Source organism: Cellulosimicrobium sp. SL-1, assembly GCF_011033075.1.
GTDB lineage: Bacteria > Actinomycetota > Actinomycetes > Actinomycetales > Cellulomonadaceae > Cellulosimicrobium > Cellulosimicrobium funkei.
The window spans coordinates 156,148-174,569 of record NZ_JAACJC010000007.1; the positions used below are offsets into that span (position 1 = coordinate 156,148).

General features: G+C 75.2%; 15 protein-coding genes and 1 riboswitch. Of the genes, 9 read left to right on the plus strand and 6 right to left on the minus strand.

Features of this window, described 5'->3' with window-relative positions; genetic code table 11:
• Positions 1-198: 198 nt before the first annotated feature.
• The 3 genes from GWJ10_RS12730 to GWJ10_RS12740 all read left to right on the plus strand — a co-directional run bounded on the left by GWJ10_RS12730 (position 199) and on the right by GWJ10_RS12740 (position 3,138).
• On the plus strand, positions 199-981 hold the full coding sequence (locus GWJ10_RS12730) for an MBL fold metallo-hydrolase (protein ID WP_346773832.1): 783 nt from the start codon (positions 199-201) through the stop codon (positions 979-981).
• A 61-nt stretch (positions 982-1,042) separates the two neighbouring features.
• A complete protein-coding gene (gene hisS / locus GWJ10_RS12735) occupies positions 1,043-2,440 on the plus strand; it encodes a histidine--tRNA ligase (protein WP_163187832.1) in 1,398 nt (465 codons plus the stop codon).
• Between the two features lie 29 nt (positions 2,441-2,469).
• Complete coding sequence (locus GWJ10_RS12740) at positions 2,470-3,138, plus strand: M23 family metallopeptidase (protein WP_061267260.1); 669 nt, start codon at positions 2,470-2,472, stop codon at positions 3,136-3,138.
• Between the two features lie 17 nt (positions 3,139-3,155).
• Here GWJ10_RS12740 and GWJ10_RS12745 read toward each other — a convergent pair whose 3' ends face one another.
• Genes GWJ10_RS12745 through GWJ10_RS12755 form a run of 3 tightly spaced genes read right to left on the minus strand, consistent with a single transcriptional unit; the run spans position 3,156 to position 6,461 of the window.
• Positions 3,156-3,944 (minus strand): energy-coupling factor transporter transmembrane component T, encoded by a 789-nt coding sequence (locus GWJ10_RS12745; RefSeq protein ID WP_163187834.1) that lies wholly within the window; start codon positions 3,942-3,944, stop codon positions 3,156-3,158.
• Positions 3,941-5,755: an ABC transporter ATP-binding protein gene (locus GWJ10_RS12750; protein WP_163187836.1), complete on the minus strand. Its 1,815-nt coding sequence runs from the start codon at positions 5,753-5,755 to the stop codon at positions 3,941-3,943. The genes GWJ10_RS12745 and GWJ10_RS12750 overlap by 4 nt, the downstream gene beginning before the upstream one ends.
• The gene (locus GWJ10_RS12755) at positions 5,748-6,461 is read right to left on the minus strand and encodes an ECF transporter S component (protein WP_083711788.1); all 714 of its coding nucleotides are present in this window, start codon (positions 6,459-6,461) and stop codon (positions 5,748-5,750) included. Before GWJ10_RS12755 ends, GWJ10_RS12750 begins: the two co-directional genes overlap by 8 nt.
• A 105-nt stretch (positions 6,462-6,566) precedes the next feature.
• Positions 6,567-6,686: riboswitch (TPP riboswitch) on the minus strand.
• 145 nt (positions 6,687-6,831) lie between these two features.
• Between GWJ10_RS12755 and GWJ10_RS12760 the strand changes: the two genes are divergently transcribed.
• Entirely contained in the window at positions 6,832-7,269 is a 438-nt protein-coding gene (locus GWJ10_RS12760; RefSeq protein ID WP_076404907.1) for a hypothetical protein, read from the plus strand.
• A gap of 43 nt (positions 7,270-7,312) precedes the next feature.
• Positions 7,313-8,968: an Rv2578c family radical SAM protein gene (locus GWJ10_RS12765; RefSeq protein ID WP_163187840.1), complete on the plus strand. Its 1,656-nt coding sequence runs from the start codon at positions 7,313-7,315 to the stop codon at positions 8,966-8,968.
• Between the two features lie 6 nt (positions 8,969-8,974).
• Here the strand turns inward: GWJ10_RS12765 and GWJ10_RS12770 are convergent, their stop codons facing one another.
• Positions 8,975-9,442, minus strand: a complete 468-nt coding sequence (locus GWJ10_RS12770) for a PPOX class F420-dependent oxidoreductase (RefSeq protein WP_043660852.1) — start codon at positions 9,440-9,442, stop codon at positions 8,975-8,977.
• A 281-nt stretch (positions 9,443-9,723) separates the two neighbouring features.
• Here GWJ10_RS12770 and aspS point away from each other — a divergent pair, with 281 nt between their 5' ends.
• The 3 genes from aspS (at position 9,724) to GWJ10_RS12785 (ending at position 13,641) form a co-directional block, all read left to right on the plus strand.
• Positions 9,724-11,538 carry an aspartate--tRNA ligase gene (gene aspS / locus GWJ10_RS12775; protein WP_163187842.1) on the plus strand — a complete coding sequence of 605 codons (1,815 nt, stop codon included), beginning with the start codon at positions 9,724-9,726 and terminating at the stop codon, positions 11,536-11,538.
• A 226-nt stretch (positions 11,539-11,764) separates the two neighbouring features.
• A complete protein-coding gene (locus tag GWJ10_RS12780; RefSeq protein ID WP_241005792.1) occupies positions 11,765-13,252 on the plus strand; it encodes a glycosyltransferase family 2 protein in 1,488 nt (495 codons plus the stop codon).
• Positions 13,249-13,641: a hypothetical protein gene (locus tag GWJ10_RS12785; protein WP_163187844.1), complete on the plus strand. Its 393-nt coding sequence runs from the start codon at positions 13,249-13,251 to the stop codon at positions 13,639-13,641. The genes GWJ10_RS12780 and GWJ10_RS12785 overlap by 4 nt, the downstream gene beginning before the upstream one ends.
• Here the strand turns inward: GWJ10_RS12785 and GWJ10_RS12790 are convergent.
• On the minus strand, positions 13,617-14,375 hold the full coding sequence (locus GWJ10_RS12790) for a response regulator transcription factor (RefSeq protein ID WP_163187846.1): 759 nt from the start codon (positions 14,373-14,375) through the stop codon (positions 13,617-13,619). The genes GWJ10_RS12785 and GWJ10_RS12790 overlap by 25 nt on opposite strands.
• Before the next feature lie 90 nt (positions 14,376-14,465).
• Positions 14,466-16,712 (minus strand): MMPL family transporter, encoded by a 2,247-nt coding sequence (locus tag GWJ10_RS12795; protein ID WP_346773833.1) that lies wholly within the window; start codon positions 16,710-16,712, stop codon positions 14,466-14,468.
• A 121-nt stretch (positions 16,713-16,833) separates the two neighbouring features.
• Here GWJ10_RS12795 and GWJ10_RS12800 point away from each other — a divergent pair, with 121 nt between their 5' ends.
• Positions 16,834-18,327 (plus strand): replication-associated recombination protein A, encoded by a 1,494-nt coding sequence (locus tag GWJ10_RS12800; RefSeq protein WP_061267269.1) that lies wholly within the window; start codon positions 16,834-16,836, stop codon positions 18,325-18,327.
• The last annotated feature ends 95 nt before the right edge of the window (positions 18,328-18,422 follow it).

Sequence of the window (18,422 nt, forward strand, 5' to 3'; positions counted from 1 at the left end):
CCGGCGCCGCGACGGCGCGCACGGTCGACCCCGGTGCGGCCGTGGTCGGTACGGGACAGTCTAGGCACCGAGAACCCTGGTGGCGGGTGGATTTGCCGCGCGCAGGTCACGGTCCGGTATCGACGCCGCCGCCCGAAACCCGTCCTGCGCTCGCCCGGAGCCGCCCCGCCGCCCGTGCCGCGGGCTACCCTCGCCCTCGTGGACCGACCTCGTGGCACGACGCCGACTCCCTCTACCGAGCACGGCCCGACCCCGCCCGGACCGGCCGTGCACGTGGTGGTGGCGCCCGTCTTCGGCACGAACTGCACGGTCGTGAGCGCCCCGGGCGGCGACTGCGTCGTGGTCGACGCGGGGGCGGGGGTCGCGGACGCCGTCGTCGAGCACGTCCGCTCCGCGGGCCTCGTGCCCCGCGCCGTCCTCGCGACGCACGGCCACGTGGACCACACGTGGGACGCCGCGGCGCTCGCCGACCGCTTCGGGGTGCCCGTCGTGCTGCACGCGGCCGACGCGTACCGGCTCGCGGACCCGTTCGGGAGCCTGGAGCACGGCGGGTCCGCCGCGAGCCGGCCGGGCGCCGTCGTGTCCGGCCCGCTCGGCGCGGCGCTCGCGGCGGCAGGCGCCGGGCCGCAGGACTACCGCGAGCCGGGCCGCGTCGAGACGTTCGACGTGCCCGCGGGCGGCGAGCGGGAGCTGCGCTGGGGCGGCGTCGCGCTGCGCGCGGTGGGCGCGCCCGGGCACACCGAGGGCTCCACGCTCTACCTGGTCGGCGAGCCGGGATCGGGCCTCGTACTCAGCGGCGACGTCCTCTTCGCGGGCTCCGTCGGCCGCACCGACCTGCCGGGCGGGGACGGCGCGACGATGGCCCGCACCCTGCGCGACGTCGTCGCGCACCTGGACCCGGCCTGGGACGTGCTCGCGGGGCACGGGCCGGCGACGACGGTCGCGCGCGAGCTGGCGACGAACCCCTTCCTCGCCCGCTGAGCGCGGGTCCGGGGGCCGGACGATGCGGTCGCGGGTGCCGGCGTCTGGGAAGATCTGACCCATGGCCAGGCCCACACCCCTCTCCGGTTTCCCCGAATGGCTCCCCGACGGTCGCATCGTCGAGCAGCACGTCCTCGACACCCTGCGCCGGGTGTTCGAGCTGCACGGGTTCGCCGGGATCGAGACGCGCGCGGTCGAGCCGCTCGACCAGCTCCTGCGCAAGGGCGAGACGTCGAAGGAGGTCTACGTCCTGCGCAGGCTCCAGGAGGAGCCGCAGGACGACGCCGCGGCCGGGTCGGCCGCGAAGGGCGACAAGCAGCTCGGCCTGCACTTCGACCTGACCGTCCCCTTCGCGCGCTACGTGCTCGAGAACGCCGGGCACCTCGCGTTCCCGTTCAAGCGCTACCAGATCCAGAAGGTGTGGCGCGGCGAGCGCCCCCAGGACGGGCGCTTCCGCGAGTTCACCCAGGCCGACGTCGACGTCGTCGGCGCGGGCGAGCTGCCCTACCACTACGAGGTCGAGCTGCCGCTCGTCATGGCCGAGGCCCTGGGCGCGCTGCGCGACATCGGCGTGCCCGAGGTCCGCGTCCTCGTGAACAACCGCCGGGTCGCCGAGGGGTTCTACCGCGGACTCGGCGTCGACGCGGTCGACGACGTCCTGCGCCAGATCGACAAGCTCGACAAGGTCGGCCCCGAGAGGGTCGCCGCGCTGCTCGAGTCCGAGGCCGGCACGACGCCCGAGCAGGCGCAGGCGTGCCTCGCGCTCGCGGGTATCAGCGGGAGCGACTCCGGCGTGGTCGACCGCGTGCGGGCGCTCGCGGCCGAGCACGGCGTGGAGAGCGAGCTGCTGGAGACCGGGCTCGGCGAGCTCGGCGCGCTGATCGAGGCCGCGAGCGTGCGCGCCCCGGGCGTCGTCGTCGCCGACCTCAAGATCGCGCGTGGCCTCGACTACTACACCGGGTCCGTCTACGAGACCGTGCTCGTGGGCCACGAGCAGCTCGGCTCGATCTGCTCGGGCGGGCGCTACGACACGCTCGCGTCCGACGGCGCGAACACCTACCCCGGCGTCGGCCTGTCGATCGGCGTGTCCCGGCTCGTGTCGCGCCTGCTCTCCGCCGGCCTCGTGCGCGCGACGCGGTCGGTGCCGAGCGCCGTCGTCGTGGCCGTCACGAGCGAGGAGACGCGCGACGCCTCCGACGCGGTCGCGCACGCGCTGCGCGCCCGCGGGGTCCCGGTCGAGGTCGCACCCGCGGCCGCGAAGTTCGGCAAGCAGATCCGCTACGCCGACCGGCGCGGCATCCCGTTCGTCTGGTTCCCCGGGCGCGTCGAGGACGACGGCACGCGCTCGCCCGACCAGGTGAAGGACATCCGCTCGGGGGAGCAGGTCGACGCCGACGCGGCGACGTGGGAGCCGCCCGCCGAGGACCGCTTCCCGCGCGTCGTGCCCGCGGAGGGCTGACCCCGCCGCACCGGGGAGGGGAGGGCGCCGTGACGCGACCGGTCGAGCTCGCCCTGCCCTTCCAGGGGACGTGGCTCGTGCGCAACAGCCCGGCGCGCCGCGTGCCGAGCCACGGCACCGACCTCTTCGCGACGACGTACGCGATCGACTTCGTCGCCGTCCGAGGGCGGCGCACCGCCGCCGTGCGCGACTGGCGCACCGCGCTGAGCACCGAGCCGCCCGAACGGTTCGTCGCGTTCGGGCGGCCCGTGCTCGCCCCGGCGGCGGGCACCGTCGTCGCGGTGCACGACGGCGAGCCCGACCACGAGGCCCGCCGGTCGCCCATCGCGCTGCTCGGCTACGCGCTCACGCAGGCGGCGCGGGCGCGCGGCGGTGCCGCGGCGCTCGCGGGCAACCACGTGGTGCTCGCCCTGGACCCGCCCGGCACGTACGTCGTCCTCGCGCACCTGCGCGCCGGGTCCGTGGCCGTCGTGCCCGGCCGACGGGTCGAGGCGGGCGACGAGCTGGGCCGGTGCGGGAGCTCGGGGAACTCGACGCAGCCGCACGTGCACCTGCAGGTCATGGACGCGCCGGACGCGCTCGCCGCCCGCGGGCTGCCGCTCGTCTTCCGGGGCTTCCGCGAGCGGTCCCGCGACGGCTCGTCGCGCGTCGTGGACCTCGGCGTCCCGGCGGAGGGCGCGGTCGTCGAGCCTGCGTGACCGCGGTCCGGCAAGCCTCACGCCGTGAGCGCGCCCAGCCCCGTGACCCAGCCCGCACGGACCCCGACGACGACCACCGCCGCGGCGACGGCGAGAACGGCGACCGCAGCGACGACGTCGGGCACGCCGAGCGGGACGGGCCGCGCCGTGGTGCGTGGACCGGAGCCCAGGCCGCGCGACTCGAGCGCCACAGTCAGGCGCTCGGACCGGCGCACGGCGCCGACGAGGAGGGCGAACGCGGCGGTCCCGAGCGCGCGGGGGGACCGGGGGAGCGTGCCGGGCCGCCGCCGCGGGTCGCGCACGGCCTGCGCGCAGCGGATCGTGTGCCAGGCGTCGGGCAGCTCGACGAGCAGCCGGTGGGCCGCGAGCACCGCGTACGTCCACGTCAGGGGCAGCCGCCCGTGCTGGTGGAGGCTCGTCATGAGGTGCACCGGGTCGGTCGTCACCGCGACCGTGAGCGAGAGGGCGCCGACGAGCAGCGTGCGCACGGCGAGCCCGGCGCCGATCGTCAGGCCGTCGGAGCCGACGGTGACCGGGCCCAGGTCGACCGGGTCGCCGCCGGGCCGGGTGGCGACGTTGACGACCAGCAGGCTCGTCGCGAACACGAGGAAGGGCACGTGCGCCAGGGCGAGCGTGCGCACGGGGACGCGTCCCGCGACCAGCAGCGCCGCGATCGTGAGCACCCACCCGATCGCGGGGGTGTACGGGTCGGTGACGAGCAGCGCACCCGTCGACACGACGAGGACGGTCGCGAGCTTGACCGTCGGGTTCCAGCGCCCGAGGGGCGTGCTGTGCGGAGCGGTCACGGGGCGACCTCCGCGAGGGCTGCGGGCGCGGTCTCTGCGGGGTCGGCTGCGACGGCGCCGACGGTGGCGTCGAGCGCCCGGACGAGCGCGCCCGGGTCCACGCCGTGGCGGCGGCCCGTGCGGGCCCACCACGCGAGCAGGGGAGGACGGCGCAGGCGGGCGCGCCGGCACAGCGCGTCGTCGGCCAGCACGGTGGCGGGCGGCCCCAGCGCCACGAGCCGGCCGCCGACGACGACGGCGACACGGTCGGCGAGGGCCGCGACGAGCGCGAGGTCGTGCGTGACGACGACCACCGCGCCGCCCGCGTCGGCGCGCTCGCGCAGCGCGTGGGCGACGGCGTCCGCCTGGGCGCGGTCAAGCCCCGACGTGGGCTCGTCGGCGAGGAGGACGGGCGGGTCGAGCACCGTCGCCGTCGCGAGGGAAAGGCGCCGCTGCTCGCCGCCGGAGAGCCGGTACGGGTTCGCGTCGGCGAGGTGCGCGAGGGCGAACGCGTCCAGGGTGCGCGCGACGCGTCCGTCGACGCCGTCGAGCCGCGCGAGCCGGGCCGACCAGGCGACCTCGTCGCGGACCGTGCGCGCGAGGAGCTGGTGCTCCGGGTCCTGGAACACCATCGCGACGGGCGCACCGGGCGCCGTCGTGATCTCGCCCGTGGTCCGTTCGAGTCCCGCCAGCCCGCGTAGGAGGGTCGACTTGCCGCCGCCGTTCGGCCCCACCACCGCGAGCACCTCACCCGCGTGCACGTCGAGGTCGACGTCGCGCACCACCGGCGTCTCGTCCCGCCCGCGCCGCCGGTGGCCTGCCGCGGCACGGTCCACCGCGAGGCGTCGGGCACGCAGGGCGACCGGGCCGGCGTCCGCGGCGCGGGGGTCGACGGTGCGGGGGGCGGCGCGCGCGAGGTCGACGAGCCAGGCGTCGGTCGCGGGCGCGCCGAGCGTGCCCGGGGCTCCTGCCTGCCGGAGCCGGACGTCGAGCGGCAGCCAGCACCCGAGCGCGGCGAGCGTGGCGGCGTGCGCGCGCAGGACGGCGGTCGTGGGGCCGTGCGCGACGACGCGGCCGGTGTCGTCGAGCACGAGCGTCGCGGCCGGGAGGGTCCCGACGTCGTCGAGGCGGTGCTCGACGAGCACGACCGACCGGCCGGGGGTGTCGGGCGCGTCCCGTCCGGGCGCCCGGACGAGCCCGCCCACGAGCGTCCCGACCTCGTGCGCCGCGGCCGGGTCGAGGAACGCCGTCGGCTCGTCGAGGACCACGAGCTCGGGGTCGGCGACGAGCGCCGCCGCGAGGGCGACGCGCTGCGCCTCGCCCCCCGACAGCGCGTGGGTCGGCCGGTCGTGCAGATGGTCCGCGCCGACGGCGGCGAGCGCGGCGGTCGCGCGGGCGTCCATCGTGCGCGGGTCCGCCGCCCGGTTCTCGAGCGCGAACCGCAGCTCGTCGTCGACGCGGGCGAGACAGAGCTGGTCGCCCGGCCGCTGCTGGACGAGGCCGACGCGCGCGGCGAGCGCCGCCGGGGTCGTGTCGCGCGGGTCGACGCCCGTCACGCGCAGGTCGCCCGTGACCGACCCCGGGAGCGTGTGGGGCACGACGCCGACGAGCGCACGCAGCAGCGTGGACTTCCCGCAGCCCGAGGGGCCGAGCACGAGCAGCCCGGTGCCCGCGGGGACGGTGAGCGTGAGGTCGTCGAGCACGCGCGTGCCGTCGTGGCCCACGGTGACGGTCAGACCGGCGGCGGCGACGGCGTCGGGCACGTCGCAGGGCATGTCGCCGGGCACGGCGTCCGGCGTGACGTCCGGTGCGGCGGTCGGTGCCTCAGCCACGGCGGTCGGCCCCGATCGCGAAGGCGTCGAGCGCGCCGGTGCGGGCGAGGGCGTCGCCGAGGAGGCGCGCCGCGATCCCGCACAGCACGACGCACGAGACGACCTGCACGCCGAGCCGGAGCATCGCGTAGTCCTGCCCGAGCCAGCCGAACCGGACCGCGTTGAACGCGTACGTGACGAGCGCCGCGCTGACGCCCGACGCGACGAAGACCCACCAGCCGTAGCGGCGGTACCGGGTGAGGGCGAAGGGGATCTCGGCCCCAACGCCCTGGACGAGCCCGACGAGGACGAGCAGCGGGCCGGCGGGCGACGCGAGGAAGACCACCTCGACGAGCGCCGCGAGCGTCTCGGTGAGGATGCCGACGCCCGGCTTGCGCACGATGTACGTCGCGAGGGGGCCGACGACGATCCACGCGCCCGCGAGCACGTTGGCGGCGAGGTCCGCGAGCGGTCCCATGGCGAGCTGGAGCGGGGCCCAGAGCTGCACGAACGCCCAGTAGACGAACCCGAACACGACCCCCAGCACGGCGACGAGGACCGTCTCGTGGAGGGTGAGGCCGCGGCGACGGGCACGGCTCGGGGGAGCGGCGACGGCCTCGTGGAGACCAGGGGCGGGCCGCGCACCGTCGGGCACGCCGTCGGGCGTGGCGCCGGGTGTGGGGGTGGGCGGGGTCGCCCGGGGCGGTGTGGTGCGGGGCTCGGTCATGCGGTTCCCTCCGTCGGGCCCCCGGGGCGAGGGGTGCACGACGGCGCGCCACCGCCGCCCCCGCGCGGACGGCACGCGCGGGGCGCGGGCACGAGCGCGCAGGGGACGGTGACGTCGGCCCTGCTCCCTTCGCTGGTACGAACCAGATCAGGTTCCACGGGTCTGCAGGGGGGACGGGTGTCCGGCCTGCACTCTCAGCGCTCGTGCGCTCCCCGGGGGCGTTCGGCCCGACCCTAGGGCCTGGACGGCCGCCGGACAATCCCGGCGTCTCACCCACCGGGACGCCCGGCAGCCGTGAGAAGGTGACGGCGACGAGGCGCCCGCGCGGACCCGGGTACGGGCTCCGACCACGAGGAACGAGGCAGTGCGCATGACCCGAGACAACGACCCCGCCGCGGTCGCAGAGCTGGACCGCCTCGACGAGGCCGTGCGGAGCGCGCCCGCGGGCGACACGTCGGCGCAGATCGCGCTGTGGCGGCAGACGGTGCGCCTCGGCACGTGGTTCTTCATCGCGCGGGGGTCCGAGGACCAGCCTCGTCCGTACGCCGTCGCTGCGGACCAGGGGCCCATGATCTGCCTCTACAGCAGCGCCGCGCGCGCGGACGAGGCGGCCCGGGCGCTCGGTCTGGCGGACGACGAGACAGGCTCCGTGCCGCTGCTCGGGGTACCCGTGCCGGCGGCGATCGACTACGTCGCGTCCTTCGGCGCGGCCGGGGTCGTCGGTGTCGCGCTGGACCACCCGCGCATCGGCCACCACATCCCCCTCGGGAACCTGGCGCTGCTCAAGGCGTGGTCCGCCGACGGCTGACCCGCCCTTGACAGCGCGTTCGAACGTTTGTTCGAATAGCGCGATGCGGTGGGACGGACAGGCGCTCGGCGCGGACGACGGCGCGCTCCCCGGGCTGGAGCGGGTCGGCCTCGTCCGCAGCGTGCGCACGCCCGAGTTCGCGGGCATCACGTTCCACGAGGTCACGGCCAAGAGCGCGCTGTCCAAGGTGCCGGCGATGTCGCGCATGCCGTTCCGCTGGACCGTCAACCCGTACCGCGGGTGCAGCCACGCGTGCTCCTACTGCCTCGCGCCCGCCACGCCCGTGCTGCTGGCCGACGGCACGCAACGGCCGATCGGCGAGCTGCGTGTCGGCGACGAGATCGTCGGCACCGCTCCGCACGGCGCGTACCGGCGCTACGTGCGCACCCGGGTGCTCGACCGCTGGACCACCCGCAAGCGCGCCTACCGCGTGACCCTCGCCGACGGCACGCGCCTCGTCGCGAGCGGCGACCACCGGTTCCTCACCGAGCGCGGGTGGCGGCACGTCGTCGGCGGCACCGGGCACCGCGCCCGCCTGGCGCTCGGCGACGTGCTCGTCGGGCCGGGCGCCGCGGCGCTCGCGGACGGGCGGCCCGTCCTCGACGGCCAGGGCGTCACCGGCGGCGAGGCACTACGCGTCGACTCCCTGGAAGCACTCGACGGGCCGGGGGAGACGACGGCGCTGGTCGACATCACGACCGGCACGCGTGACTTCGTCGCCGCGGGGGTCGTGAGCCACAACTGTTTCGCCCGCCCCACGCACGAGTACCTCGACCTCGACGCGGGCGAGGACTTCGACCGGGAGGTCGTGGTCAAGGTCAACGTCGACGACGTGCTGCGCGCCGAGCTCGCCCGCCCGTCCTGGGCGCGCGAGGCCGTCGCGCTCGGCACCAACACCGACCCGTACCAGCGCGCCGAGGGTCGCTACCGCCTCATGCCCGGCATCATCGACGCGCTCGCCGGGTCGGGCACGCCGCTGTCCGTGCTGACCAAGGGCACGCTCCTGCGCCGCGACCTGCCGCTGCTCGTCGACGCAGCCTCGCGCGTCGAGGTCGGGATCGGCGTGTCCCTCGCGCTCCTGGACCCCGAGCTCCAGGCGAGCGTCGAGCCCGGCACGCCCTCGCCGCGCGCGCGGCTCGACCTCGTCCGCACGGTCCGGGAGGCCGGTCTGCCGTGCGGCGTCATGGTCGCCCCGGTGCTGCCGTGGCTCACCGACTCGACCCGCGCGCTCACCGACCTGCTCGACGCCGTCAAGGACGCGGGCGCGACGGGCGTCACGGTGCTGCCGCTGCACCTCAAGCCCGGCACTCGCGAGTGGTACATGGGCTGGCTCGCGCGCGAGCACCCGCGCCTCGTCCCCGGGTACGAGCGCGTGTACGCCCGCGGCACGTACGCCTCGACGGCGTACCGGTCCTGGCTGTGGGACCGGGTGCGGCCGATGCTCGAGGCACGCGGGTTCGGGGTCGCGGGCCACCGCGGCCCCGCGGGCGTCGAGGGCCGGTTCCGCCGCGGCGAACCCGGCGACCGGCACCGCCGGCCAGGGCCGCCGACGGACGGCGCCTACCCGGCCGGCAGCCTCGCCGTCGACCCGGCGCCGCAGGACGCGCGCGACGGCCACGGTGGTGCGCTCGCGGGCATGCCGGTGGACGGCGGCGGGCTCGACGTCGTCGGCGGGGGAGTGGAGCAGGTCCTGTTCTGACCTGTCTCAGGCGTCGGCGAGGCGCGCCGGGAAGCCGCCCGTCGCCACCGGTCCCCAGCGCGTGATCGTCAGCCGCACGAGCGACTTGCCCTGGGTGACCATCGCCGCGCGGTACTCGTCCCAGTCCGGGTGCTCGCCGCCGACGGCGCGGTAGTAGTCGACGAGCGGCTCGACCGACTCGGGCAGGTCGATCACCTCCGCCTCGCCGTCGACCTGCACCCACGGGTCGGAGAACCGCTCGCCCAGGGACAGCAGCGACGCGCGCGGGTCGCGGCGCACGTTGACCGCCTTGGCGCGCTCCGGGTACGTCGACACGACGACCCGACCCGCGTCGTCGACCCCGTACGTGACCGGGCTGAGCTGGGGACGGCCGTCGGCGCGGGTGGTGACGAGGACGCCGTCGTGCCGGGAGCGCAGGAACTCCTCGAGCTCGTCGCGCTCGACGCGCCGGTTCGTCGCGATGGTGCGTGCCACGGGTGACCCTCCTTCGTGCGGGCGGCGGGCCGGACGGCCCTGCCGCGGCCGGTCGGCCCGTGCGCCCGCGGGCGCGGCGCCGGTCCCGGCGGTGCCGCCACGGGACGTCGCGGCGGCACCGCCACGGTATCCGGTCGCCCCCGCCGGTCGAGAGCGGACCGTCGACCGCCTCCGGTCGGAGGTATCCGGTCGAGCCGCCCGCCCGCCCGCACTAGACTTCAGCGGACGCGCCCCCGCTCCGGGAGCGCGACCCCCCACCGCCCACCTGGAAGGAACCCTCCGTGCTGCGCACCCGAACGGCCGGCTCACTGCGGGCCGAGCACACCGGTCAGACCGTCACCCTCACGGGCTGGGTCGACCGTCGGCGCGATCACGGCGGCGTCGCCTTCATCGACCTGCGCGACGCCTCCGGCATCGCCCAGGTCGTCATCCGCGACGAGGCCGTCGCGCACCCGCTGCGCAACGAGTTCGTCCTCCAGGTCACGGGCGAGGTCTCGCGCCGCCCCGACGGGAACGAGAACCCGTCGCTGCCCACGGGCGAGATCGAGGTCGTCGCGACCGACGTCGTCGTGCTCAACACCTCCGAGGCCCTGCCGTTCCAGGTGTCGACGGCGCTCGCGGACACCGAGACGATCGGTGAGGAGGCGCGCCTCAAGCACCGCTACCTCGACCTGCGCCGGCCCGCCCCCGCGCACGCCCTGCGCCTGCGCGCCAAGGCGAACCAGGCCGCACGCCGCGTGCTCGACGCCGAGGAGTTCGTCGAGATCGAGACGCCGACGCTCACCCGCTCGACGCCCGAGGGTGCGCGCGACTTCCTCGTGCCCGCGCGCCTCGCGCCCGGCTCCTGGTACGCGCTGCCGCAGTCGCCCCAGCTGTTCAAGCAGCTCCTCATGGTCGCGGGCATGGAGCGCTACTACCAGATCGCGCGCTGCTACCGCGACGAGGACTTCCGTGCGGACCGCCAGCCGGAGTTCACGCAGCTCGACGTCGAGATGAGCTTCGTCGAGCAGGACGACGTCATCGCGCTCGCCGAGAAGATCCTCGTCGCGCTGTGGGAGCTCATCGGGTACACGATCCCGACGCCCATCCCGCGCATGACCTTCCACGACGCCATGCGGCTCTACGGGTCCGACAAGCCCGACCTGCGGTTCGGCAACCCCCTCGTCGAGCTCACGGACTACTTCCGGAACACCCCGTTCCGGGTGTTCCAGGCCGAGTACGTCGGCGCCGTCGTCATGGCGGGCGGGGCCTCGCAGCCGCGCCGCCAGTTCGACGCGTGGCAGGAGTGGGCCAAGCAGCGCGGCGCTCGCGGCCTCGCGTACGTGACGTTCGGCGAGGACGGCACGCTCGGCGGCCCCGTGGCCAAGAACCTGTCCGACGCCGAGCGCGAGGGCCTGCGCGAGGCGACCGGCGCGCAGCCGGGGGACGCCGTGTTCTTCGCCGCGGGCAAGACGTCGGACTCGCGTGCCCTGCTCGGTGCCGCGCGCCAGGAGATCGCGAAGCGGACGGGTCAGATCGACGACGACGCGTGGGCGTTCGTCTGGATCGTCGACGCGCCGCTGTTCAAGCCGACCGGCGAGGACGACGACGTCGACCTGGGCCACTCCGCCTGGACCGCCGTGCACCACGCGTTCACGTCGCCCACGCCGGACTGGGTCGACACGTTCGAGCAGAACCCGGGCGAGGCGCTCGCCTACGCCTACGACATCGTGTGCAACGGCAACGAGATCGGCGGCGGATCCATCCGTATCCACCGTCGCGACGTGCAGGAGCGCGTCTTCGACGTCATGGGGATCGGGCCCGAGGAGGCGCAGGAGAAGTTCGGCTTCCTGCTCGACGCCTTCAAGTTCGGCGCGCCCCCGCACGGCGGGATCGCGTTCGGCTGGGACCGCATCGTCGCGCTGCTGACGAAGTCGGACTCCATCCGCGACGTCATCGCGTTCCCCAAGTCGGGCGGCGGGTACGACCCGCTGACGCAGGCACCCGCCCCGATCACGCCCGAGCAGCGCAAGGAGGCGGGCGTCGACGCGAAGCCCGCCGCTCCTGCGCCCGACGGCGGCCATGACGGCGACGCGACCGGGCGCACGGACGCGTAGCCGCAACCCGTACGACGCCGAGGGCGCGCCACCCCCGCCGGGTGGCGCGCCCTCTGCGCGTCCAGACGCCGCCGACCCAACCCCGGCGCGGCGAGGGCGCGACGCCCGGACCGGGCGAGGACGGAGCCCGCGGGCACGTCCCGCGCCCGGATCTTGAGCAGATCCTGAGGTTTCGCTGCGCCGACCCGGCGGGTGCCTCGCGCCGGGGCGCGCAGGATCGTGCTCGTTGAACCCCACGACGAACGAGGCACTCATGACCGCCCTGCTCACCGACCGCGCCCCGGTCGACGTCGACGAGCCCGTGCCCTTCGGTACGGAGCTCGACCGCTACCAGTTCACCCCCGACGAGGTCGTGGTCCAGGAGCCCGCCCGCCGCGCGACGATCGGCGCGATCATCCCCGCGTACAACGAGGGCTCGACGATCAAGTCCGTGCTCAAGGGCATCCTGCGGCAGACCCGCCTGCCGGACGTCGTGCACGTCGTGGTCAACAACACCAGCGACCGCACGTTCGCCAAGGCGTCCAAGCTCGCCGGGGAGCACACGACGCGCCGCCGCGGCGTCGAGCAGACCACGCGCGTGTACGTCCACGACCTGGGCGCCCTCGCGGACAAGAAGGTCGGCGCGCTCAACTACGGGTACCGCCTCGTGCGCGGCGTCGACTACCTCCTCGGCGTGGACGGCGACACCGTGCTCGCCAAGGACGCCGTGGAGCGGCTCGAGGCCGAGATGTCGTCCGACCCGCGCATCGGCGGGATCTCCGCGATCTACACGGTCGACAACGTCTCTCCACGCGGACCCCTCGGCAGGTTCCTCCTCACCGGCCAGCGCGCCCAGTTCGCCGCTTTCAACATGCAGAACCTCCTGCGCGGGCGGAACATGGCCGTCCTCGGCGGTCAGGCCTCGCTGTTCCGCATGTCGGCCCTCGAGGCCGTCATGCTCGCGCACCACCAGCGCGACCCGTGGGTCTCCGACTCCGAGGTCGAGGACTCCCTCCTCAGCCTGCAGATCAAGTCGCTCGGCTACTCGACCAAGATCTCCGCGACCGCTCGCGCGACCGTCGGCGGCATGACGACGCTGCGTGCGCTCGACGGCCAGCAGGTCAAGTGGAACTACGGCGCCATCGACCTCATGTGGCCCGGCCAGCGTGGTGACACGCGGGGCCAGCCGTTCCACCCCAACCTGCGGCTGCGATGGATGGAGAACGTGAGCATGCTCGTCAACGCCGCCACGCGCATCCTGTTCGGACTGCTCGTCGCCGGCGCGCTGAGCCTTCACGCGTTCCGCTTCTCGCCCGTCTGGCTCGTGCCGCCTGCCGTCGCGGTCGCGCTCAACCTCCGGACCGCGCTCTCCATCAACGGCCGTACCTGGCGCGACGTGCTCTTCGCCGCGACCCTCGTCCCGGCCGAGCTCTACATGTGGATCCGCATCGGGCACTTCGTGCGCGCGTGGTCCAAGTTCCTCTCGCGCTCGCGCACCGACAACTGGGCGGCGCAGGCCAAGGCCGAGCGGGGCAGCGGCTGGGCCTACCTCAGCCCGCTCCTCGTCGCTCTGGTCGCCCTCGCCGCCGTGGTGTGGGCGTGGACCACGTTGACGCCAGGCGTCCAGTCCGCCGTCCTGTCCCTCGGGTGGCCGGTGCTCGGCGTGGTGACGATCCTCCAGACGTTCTTCATGCTGCGCCGGCTCGTGCGCCGCCACCACGGCCTCCGCGCGTGAGAGAGGACCTGCGCCGGGCGTGGACGGCGCTCACGGACGACCTGGACGGCGACGTGCAGGCCGTCCGGCGCTTCTTCGTCGCGTACCGGGACCTCGTCGTCCCGCGGGTCGACGCGGCGGCGGTCGCGCTCGCCCGGGGCGACGACGAGGAGGCGCGCAGCACGCTGCTCACGGTGCGGTCGACGTCGCTCATGGTCGGGGCCGCGGAGGTCGGCGACGCCGCCTCCGCGGTGCTCGACCGGCACCGTGCCGGGCACCGCACGACCGCGGACGAGGCGCGCGCGCTCGCGACGCTGCGGGCCGCCGCGCGCAGCGCGTGCGACGAGGTGGCGCTGCTGCTCGGCGACCCGCCGCCCGCCGTCGGTCAGCCCGTGGGGTCGAACCGGTAGCCGACGCCGCGCACGGTGCGGATCCACCGGGGCGACGACGGACCGTCGCCGAGCTTGCGGCGCAGGTTCGCGATGTGGACCTCCACGCTGCGCCGGTCCGCGTCCGTGACGTACGTTCCGGCGTCGTACTCCTCGCCCCACAGGACGCGGACGAGCTCGTTGCGGCTGACGACGCGACCCGCCGCCTCGACGAGCGCTCCCAGCAGGTCGTACTCGCTGCGCGTGAGGTGGACGGCCTCGCCGTCGACCGTGGCGGTGCGGCGCGGGACGTCCAGCAGGAGCCCGTCCGACCCCACGAGGGTCGGCTCGTGGTCCACCGGGGCGGGCCGTGCGGCGTCGGCGCCGTCAGACGGCAGGCCGCGTCGCGGGCGCCGCAGGAGGGCCTCGATCCGTGCGCGCAGCTCGCGCGGGCGGAACGGCTTCGTCTGGTAGTCGTCGGCACCGGCGTCCAGGCCCATGAGGGTGTCGATCTCGTCGGTGCGCGCGGTGAGCATCACGATGTAGGTGTCGGAGATCTGACGGATGCGCCGGCACACCTCGAACCCGTCGATGTCGGGCAGGCTCACGTCGAGGGTCGTCACGACCGGGTCGGTCCGCCGGACGAGCTCCACGCCCTCGACGCCGGTCGCGGCCGCCTCGGTGACGAAGCCTGCCTGACCGAGCACCGTCTGCAGGAGATCACGGATCTCCGCGTCGTCCTCGACGATGACTGCGGTGCGTGTGTTGTCCGCCATCCGTCTCCCCCCGTGCGACTGAGTCTGCCGCCTACCGTAGCCGCCCGCGGGAGTGCCCGCGCACGAACCGTCCTCGCCGGTCGGAGCGTCTCAGTGGGTGATCGCGAGCCGACGGTGCACCCGGCGCAGCGGCCCGGGTGCCCACCAGTTGTACCGCCCGAGCAGCGTCATCGTCGCGGGGACCAGCAGGAGGCGCACGATCGTCGCGTCGATGAGGACGGCGACGGCGAGCGCGAACCCGACCTCCTTGATGACGAGCAGGTCGCCGAAGACGAAGCCCGCGAACACGACGACGATGATCGCCGCCGCCGACGTGATGATCCGCCCGGAGCGCTGCAGGCCCAGGCGGACCGCCTCGTCGTTGGAGAGCCCGGCGTCGTACAGCTCCTTGATGCGCGCGAGCAGGAACACCTCGTAGTCCATGGCGAGACCGAACGCGAACGCGACGACGAGCGCGACGACGTACGTCTCGATCCCGCCCACGGACGAGAAGTTCAGGAGCCCTTCGAGGTGGCCGTCCTGGAAGGCCCACACAAGGACCCCGAGCGAGGCGGCGAGCGACAGCGCGTTCGTCAGGAGCGCCTTCACCGGCACGACGACGGAGCCGGTCATGAGGAACAGCAGCACGAGCGTCGCGCCGACGACGATCCCCACGGCCCACCACACGCGCTCGCCGAGCGCCTCGAGGAAGTCGACCTGTCCCGCCGCCTGACCGGTGACCCACACGTCGAAGCCCGGGTCCGTCGCACGGACCTCCCGCACGACCGACACGGCCTCCGGGCCACCGGCGTCGTCGGTGTCGACGTGCACGCCCACGACGGCGTACGACCCCAGCGGCGCCGCCGGGTCGACGCTCTCGACCCCGTCGAGCGTCGCCACGTCGTCGGCCCACGCCTGGGCGTCCTCGACGCTCGCGTCCACGACGGCGACGACCTGGGCACCCGCACTGGACGGGTACTGCGCGGCGAGCTCGTCCACGAACTCGCGCTGGGGAGAGCCCTGGGGGAGCAGCTCGATCCCGGAGTTCCGCAGCTGCAGCCCGAGCACCGGCAGCGCGAGGACCACGAGGAGCGCCGCGGTGGTGAGCAGCACCCACAGCGGGTGCCGCTGGACGCGCCCGGCGAGACGGGAGAACGCGCCCTCGTCCGACTGCACGTCCGCGGTCCGGGCGAGGACGCGGCGCAAGCCCGGGACCCGGCCGAGCAGCCCCGGGCGGGCGAGGCGACGGCCCGAGTACGCGAGCAGCGCCGGGACGAGGGTGAGCGCCGTCGCGACGGCCACGAGCACGACGCCGAGCCCGGCCGCCCCGACCGCGCGCAGGATGTCCGGGCGGAACACCATGAGCCCCGCGATGGAGATCGCGACCGTCAGCGCCGAGAACGCGACCGTGCGGCCGGCGGTCTCCATGGTGCGCACGAGCGCCGCGTGCACCACGCCGTCGCCGCGCCGCCGGCGCAGCGACGGGTCGTCGCCCGCCTCGATCAGCCGGTGCAGCTCCTCCCGGAACCGCGACACCACGAGCAGCCCGTAGTCGATGGACAGGCCCAGGCCGAGCAGGGTGACGACGTTGACGATGGAGGCGTCGACGTCGAGCACGTACGTCAGGCCCAGCAGCACCCCGAGACCGGCACCGATCGATGCGACGGCCCCGGCCATCGGCATGGCCGCGGCGAGGAAGCCGCCGAAGACGAGCACCATGATGAGCAGCGCCACGGGGAGGGCGACGGCCTCTCCCGTCGTGAGGTCCTCCTTCACCTGGCTCGTGATCGCCTCGACGATGAGCCCGTTCGACCCCACGAGGCCCGTCGCGTCGCCCGCCGCCTCCGGGGCGGCGTCCGCGAGCACGCCGGGTACGGCCTCGAGCTGCTCCACGACGCGGTCCGCGACCGCGTCGGTGCGCTCGGCGTCGAGGTCGGTGCGCAGCGTCACGACCGAGAGGAAGCCGCGACCGTCCTGCGCGACGAGCGACTGCGCGGCCGGGTCCTCCACGCCGCCCGGGATCACGTACGGGTCGATGACCGTGTCCACGCCCTCGATGGCGACGAGGTCGGCGTCGACCCCCGTCATCGCCTCCACGACCTGCGGGTCCGCCGGGTCGACGCCGGACACCAGGAGCGTGATCTCCGTGCCGCTCTCGTCGTTGTCCGCGAGGACCTGCGACGCCCGATCGCTGTCCGAGCCCGGGATCGTCGGCGCGCCCGTCGTCACGCGGTCGAACACGCTCTCCCCGTGGACCCCGAACAGCGCCAGGGCGAAGCCGAGCGCTGTCAGGAGGACCCACACGACGATGGTGAGACGCGGGTGGCGGGCGACACGACGACCGAGGCTCGAGAACACGAGCGCCAGCATCCCACCCGGCCGCGCCGCGTGTCAGATCCCCCGCGCCCCGGGGACGGACGTTCACCCGACCTCCCCGGCCCGGCACCGCCGCGTGGGCGGCGGTGCGTAGGCTCGAGCCATGTCCACCGGTGATCTCTTCGGCGGCGACCTCTTCGGTGCCGCCACGTCCGGCGCGCAGGGCACGCCGCGACCCGGACCGGGGGCCCCGCTCGCCGTGCGCATGCGCCCCGCCACCCTCGACGAGGTCGCGGGCCAGTCCCACCTCCTCGTGCCCGGCTCGCCCCTGCGGCGGCTCATCCGGTCCGGCAGCGAGAGCGACGCGTCCGGCGGCCGCGCCGCGCCCGGCTCCGTCATCCTCTGGGGCCCGCCCGGCACCGGGAAGACGACGCTCGCCTACCTCATCGCGACCGCCTCCGGCCGCCGCTTCGTCGAGCTCTCCGCCGTCACCGCGGGCGTCAAGGACGTGCGCACCGTCGTCGAGGACGCCCGGCGCCGCCTCGCCACCGGCGGCGAGGAGACCGTCCTCTTCATCGACGAGGTGCACCGCTTCTCCAAGTCCCAGCAGGACGCGCTCCTGCCCAGCGTCGAGAACCGTTGGGTCACGCTCGTCGCGGCGACCACGGAGAACCCGAGCTTCTCCGTCAACTCGCCCCTGCTCTCCCGCTCGCTCCTGCTCACGCTCCAGCCCCTCGGGGACGACGACGTCCGCGCCCTCGTGCGGCGCGCCGTCGCCGACGAGCGAGGGCTGGGCGGCCTCGTCGCGCTCACCGACGAGGCCGAGGACCACCTCGTGCGCCTCGCGGGCGGCGACGCGCGCAAGGCGCTCACCGTGCTCGAGGCCGCCGCGGGCGCCGCGCTGTCCGACGCCCCGGTGCCCGTGCCCGCGACGGCCGTACCGGCCGACGACGACGCCGCGCTCCCCGAGGGTGCGGGGAGCGGCACGCCCGACGCGGGCCCCCCGCCGGTGCCCGTCGACCTCGACGCGGTCGAGCGCGCCGTCGACGTCGCCGCCGTGCGGTACGACCGCGACGGCGACCAGCACTACGACGTCGTGTCCGCGTTCATCAAGTCGATGCGCGGCTCCGACGTCGACGCCTCGCTGCACTACCTCGCCCGCATGATCGCGGCGGGGGAGGACCCACGCTTCATCGCCCGCCGCATCGTCATCGCCGCCGCGGAGGACGTCGGCATGGCCGACCCCTCGGCGCTCCAGACCGCCGTCGCCGCCGCCCAGGCCGTCCAGCTCATCGGCATGCCCGAGGGACGCATCGTCCTCGCCGAGGCCGTCGTGCACCTCGCGACCGCGCCCAAGTCGAACGCCGCCTACCTCGGGATCGACGCGGCGCTCGCGGACGTGCGGGCCGGTCGGGCGGGGTCCGTCCCGCCGCACCTGCGTGACGCGCACTACCCGGGCGCCAAGCAGCTGGGGCACGGCGCGGGCTACCGGTACGCGCACGACGCGCCGCACGGTGTCGCGGCGCAGCAGTACCTGCCGGACTCTCTCGTGGGGTCGCGGTACTACACGCCGACGGACCGCGGGTACGAGCGGCAGGTCACGGAGCGCCTCGGGCGCATCCGCGACATCCTCGACCAGGACGGCCCCGCGCGCTGACGGGGCGGGGACCACGGCGCCCCGCGTGCGGTAGACTGCTCAGGTTGCCTTCGCGGCGACCACCTGGGACCTCGGCCCCGACCCCTCGCTCCTCC

What these genes read in the sequence shown, in the direction of transcription:
- hisS (WP_163187832.1), top strand. Translation starts at nt 1,043, where the DNA reads ATGGCCAGGCCCACACCCCTCTCCGGTTTCCCCGAATGGCTCCCCGAC.
- GWJ10_RS12755 (WP_083711788.1), bottom strand. Translation starts at nt 6,461, where the DNA reads ATGACCGAGCCCCGCACCACACCGCCCCGGGCGACCCCGCCCACCCCC.
- GWJ10_RS12760 (WP_076404907.1), top strand. Translation starts at nt 6,832, where the DNA reads ATGACCCGAGACAACGACCCCGCCGCGGTCGCAGAGCTGGACCGCCTC.
- GWJ10_RS12765 (WP_163187840.1), top strand. Translation starts at nt 7,313, where the DNA reads ATGCGGTGGGACGGACAGGCGCTCGGCGCGGACGACGGCGCGCTCCCC.
- GWJ10_RS12790 (WP_163187846.1), bottom strand. Translation starts at nt 14,375, where the DNA reads ATGGCGGACAACACACGCACCGCAGTCATCGTCGAGGACGACGCGGAG.
- GWJ10_RS12800 (WP_061267269.1), top strand. Translation starts at nt 16,834, where the DNA reads ATGTCCACCGGTGATCTCTTCGGCGGCGACCTCTTCGGTGCCGCCACG.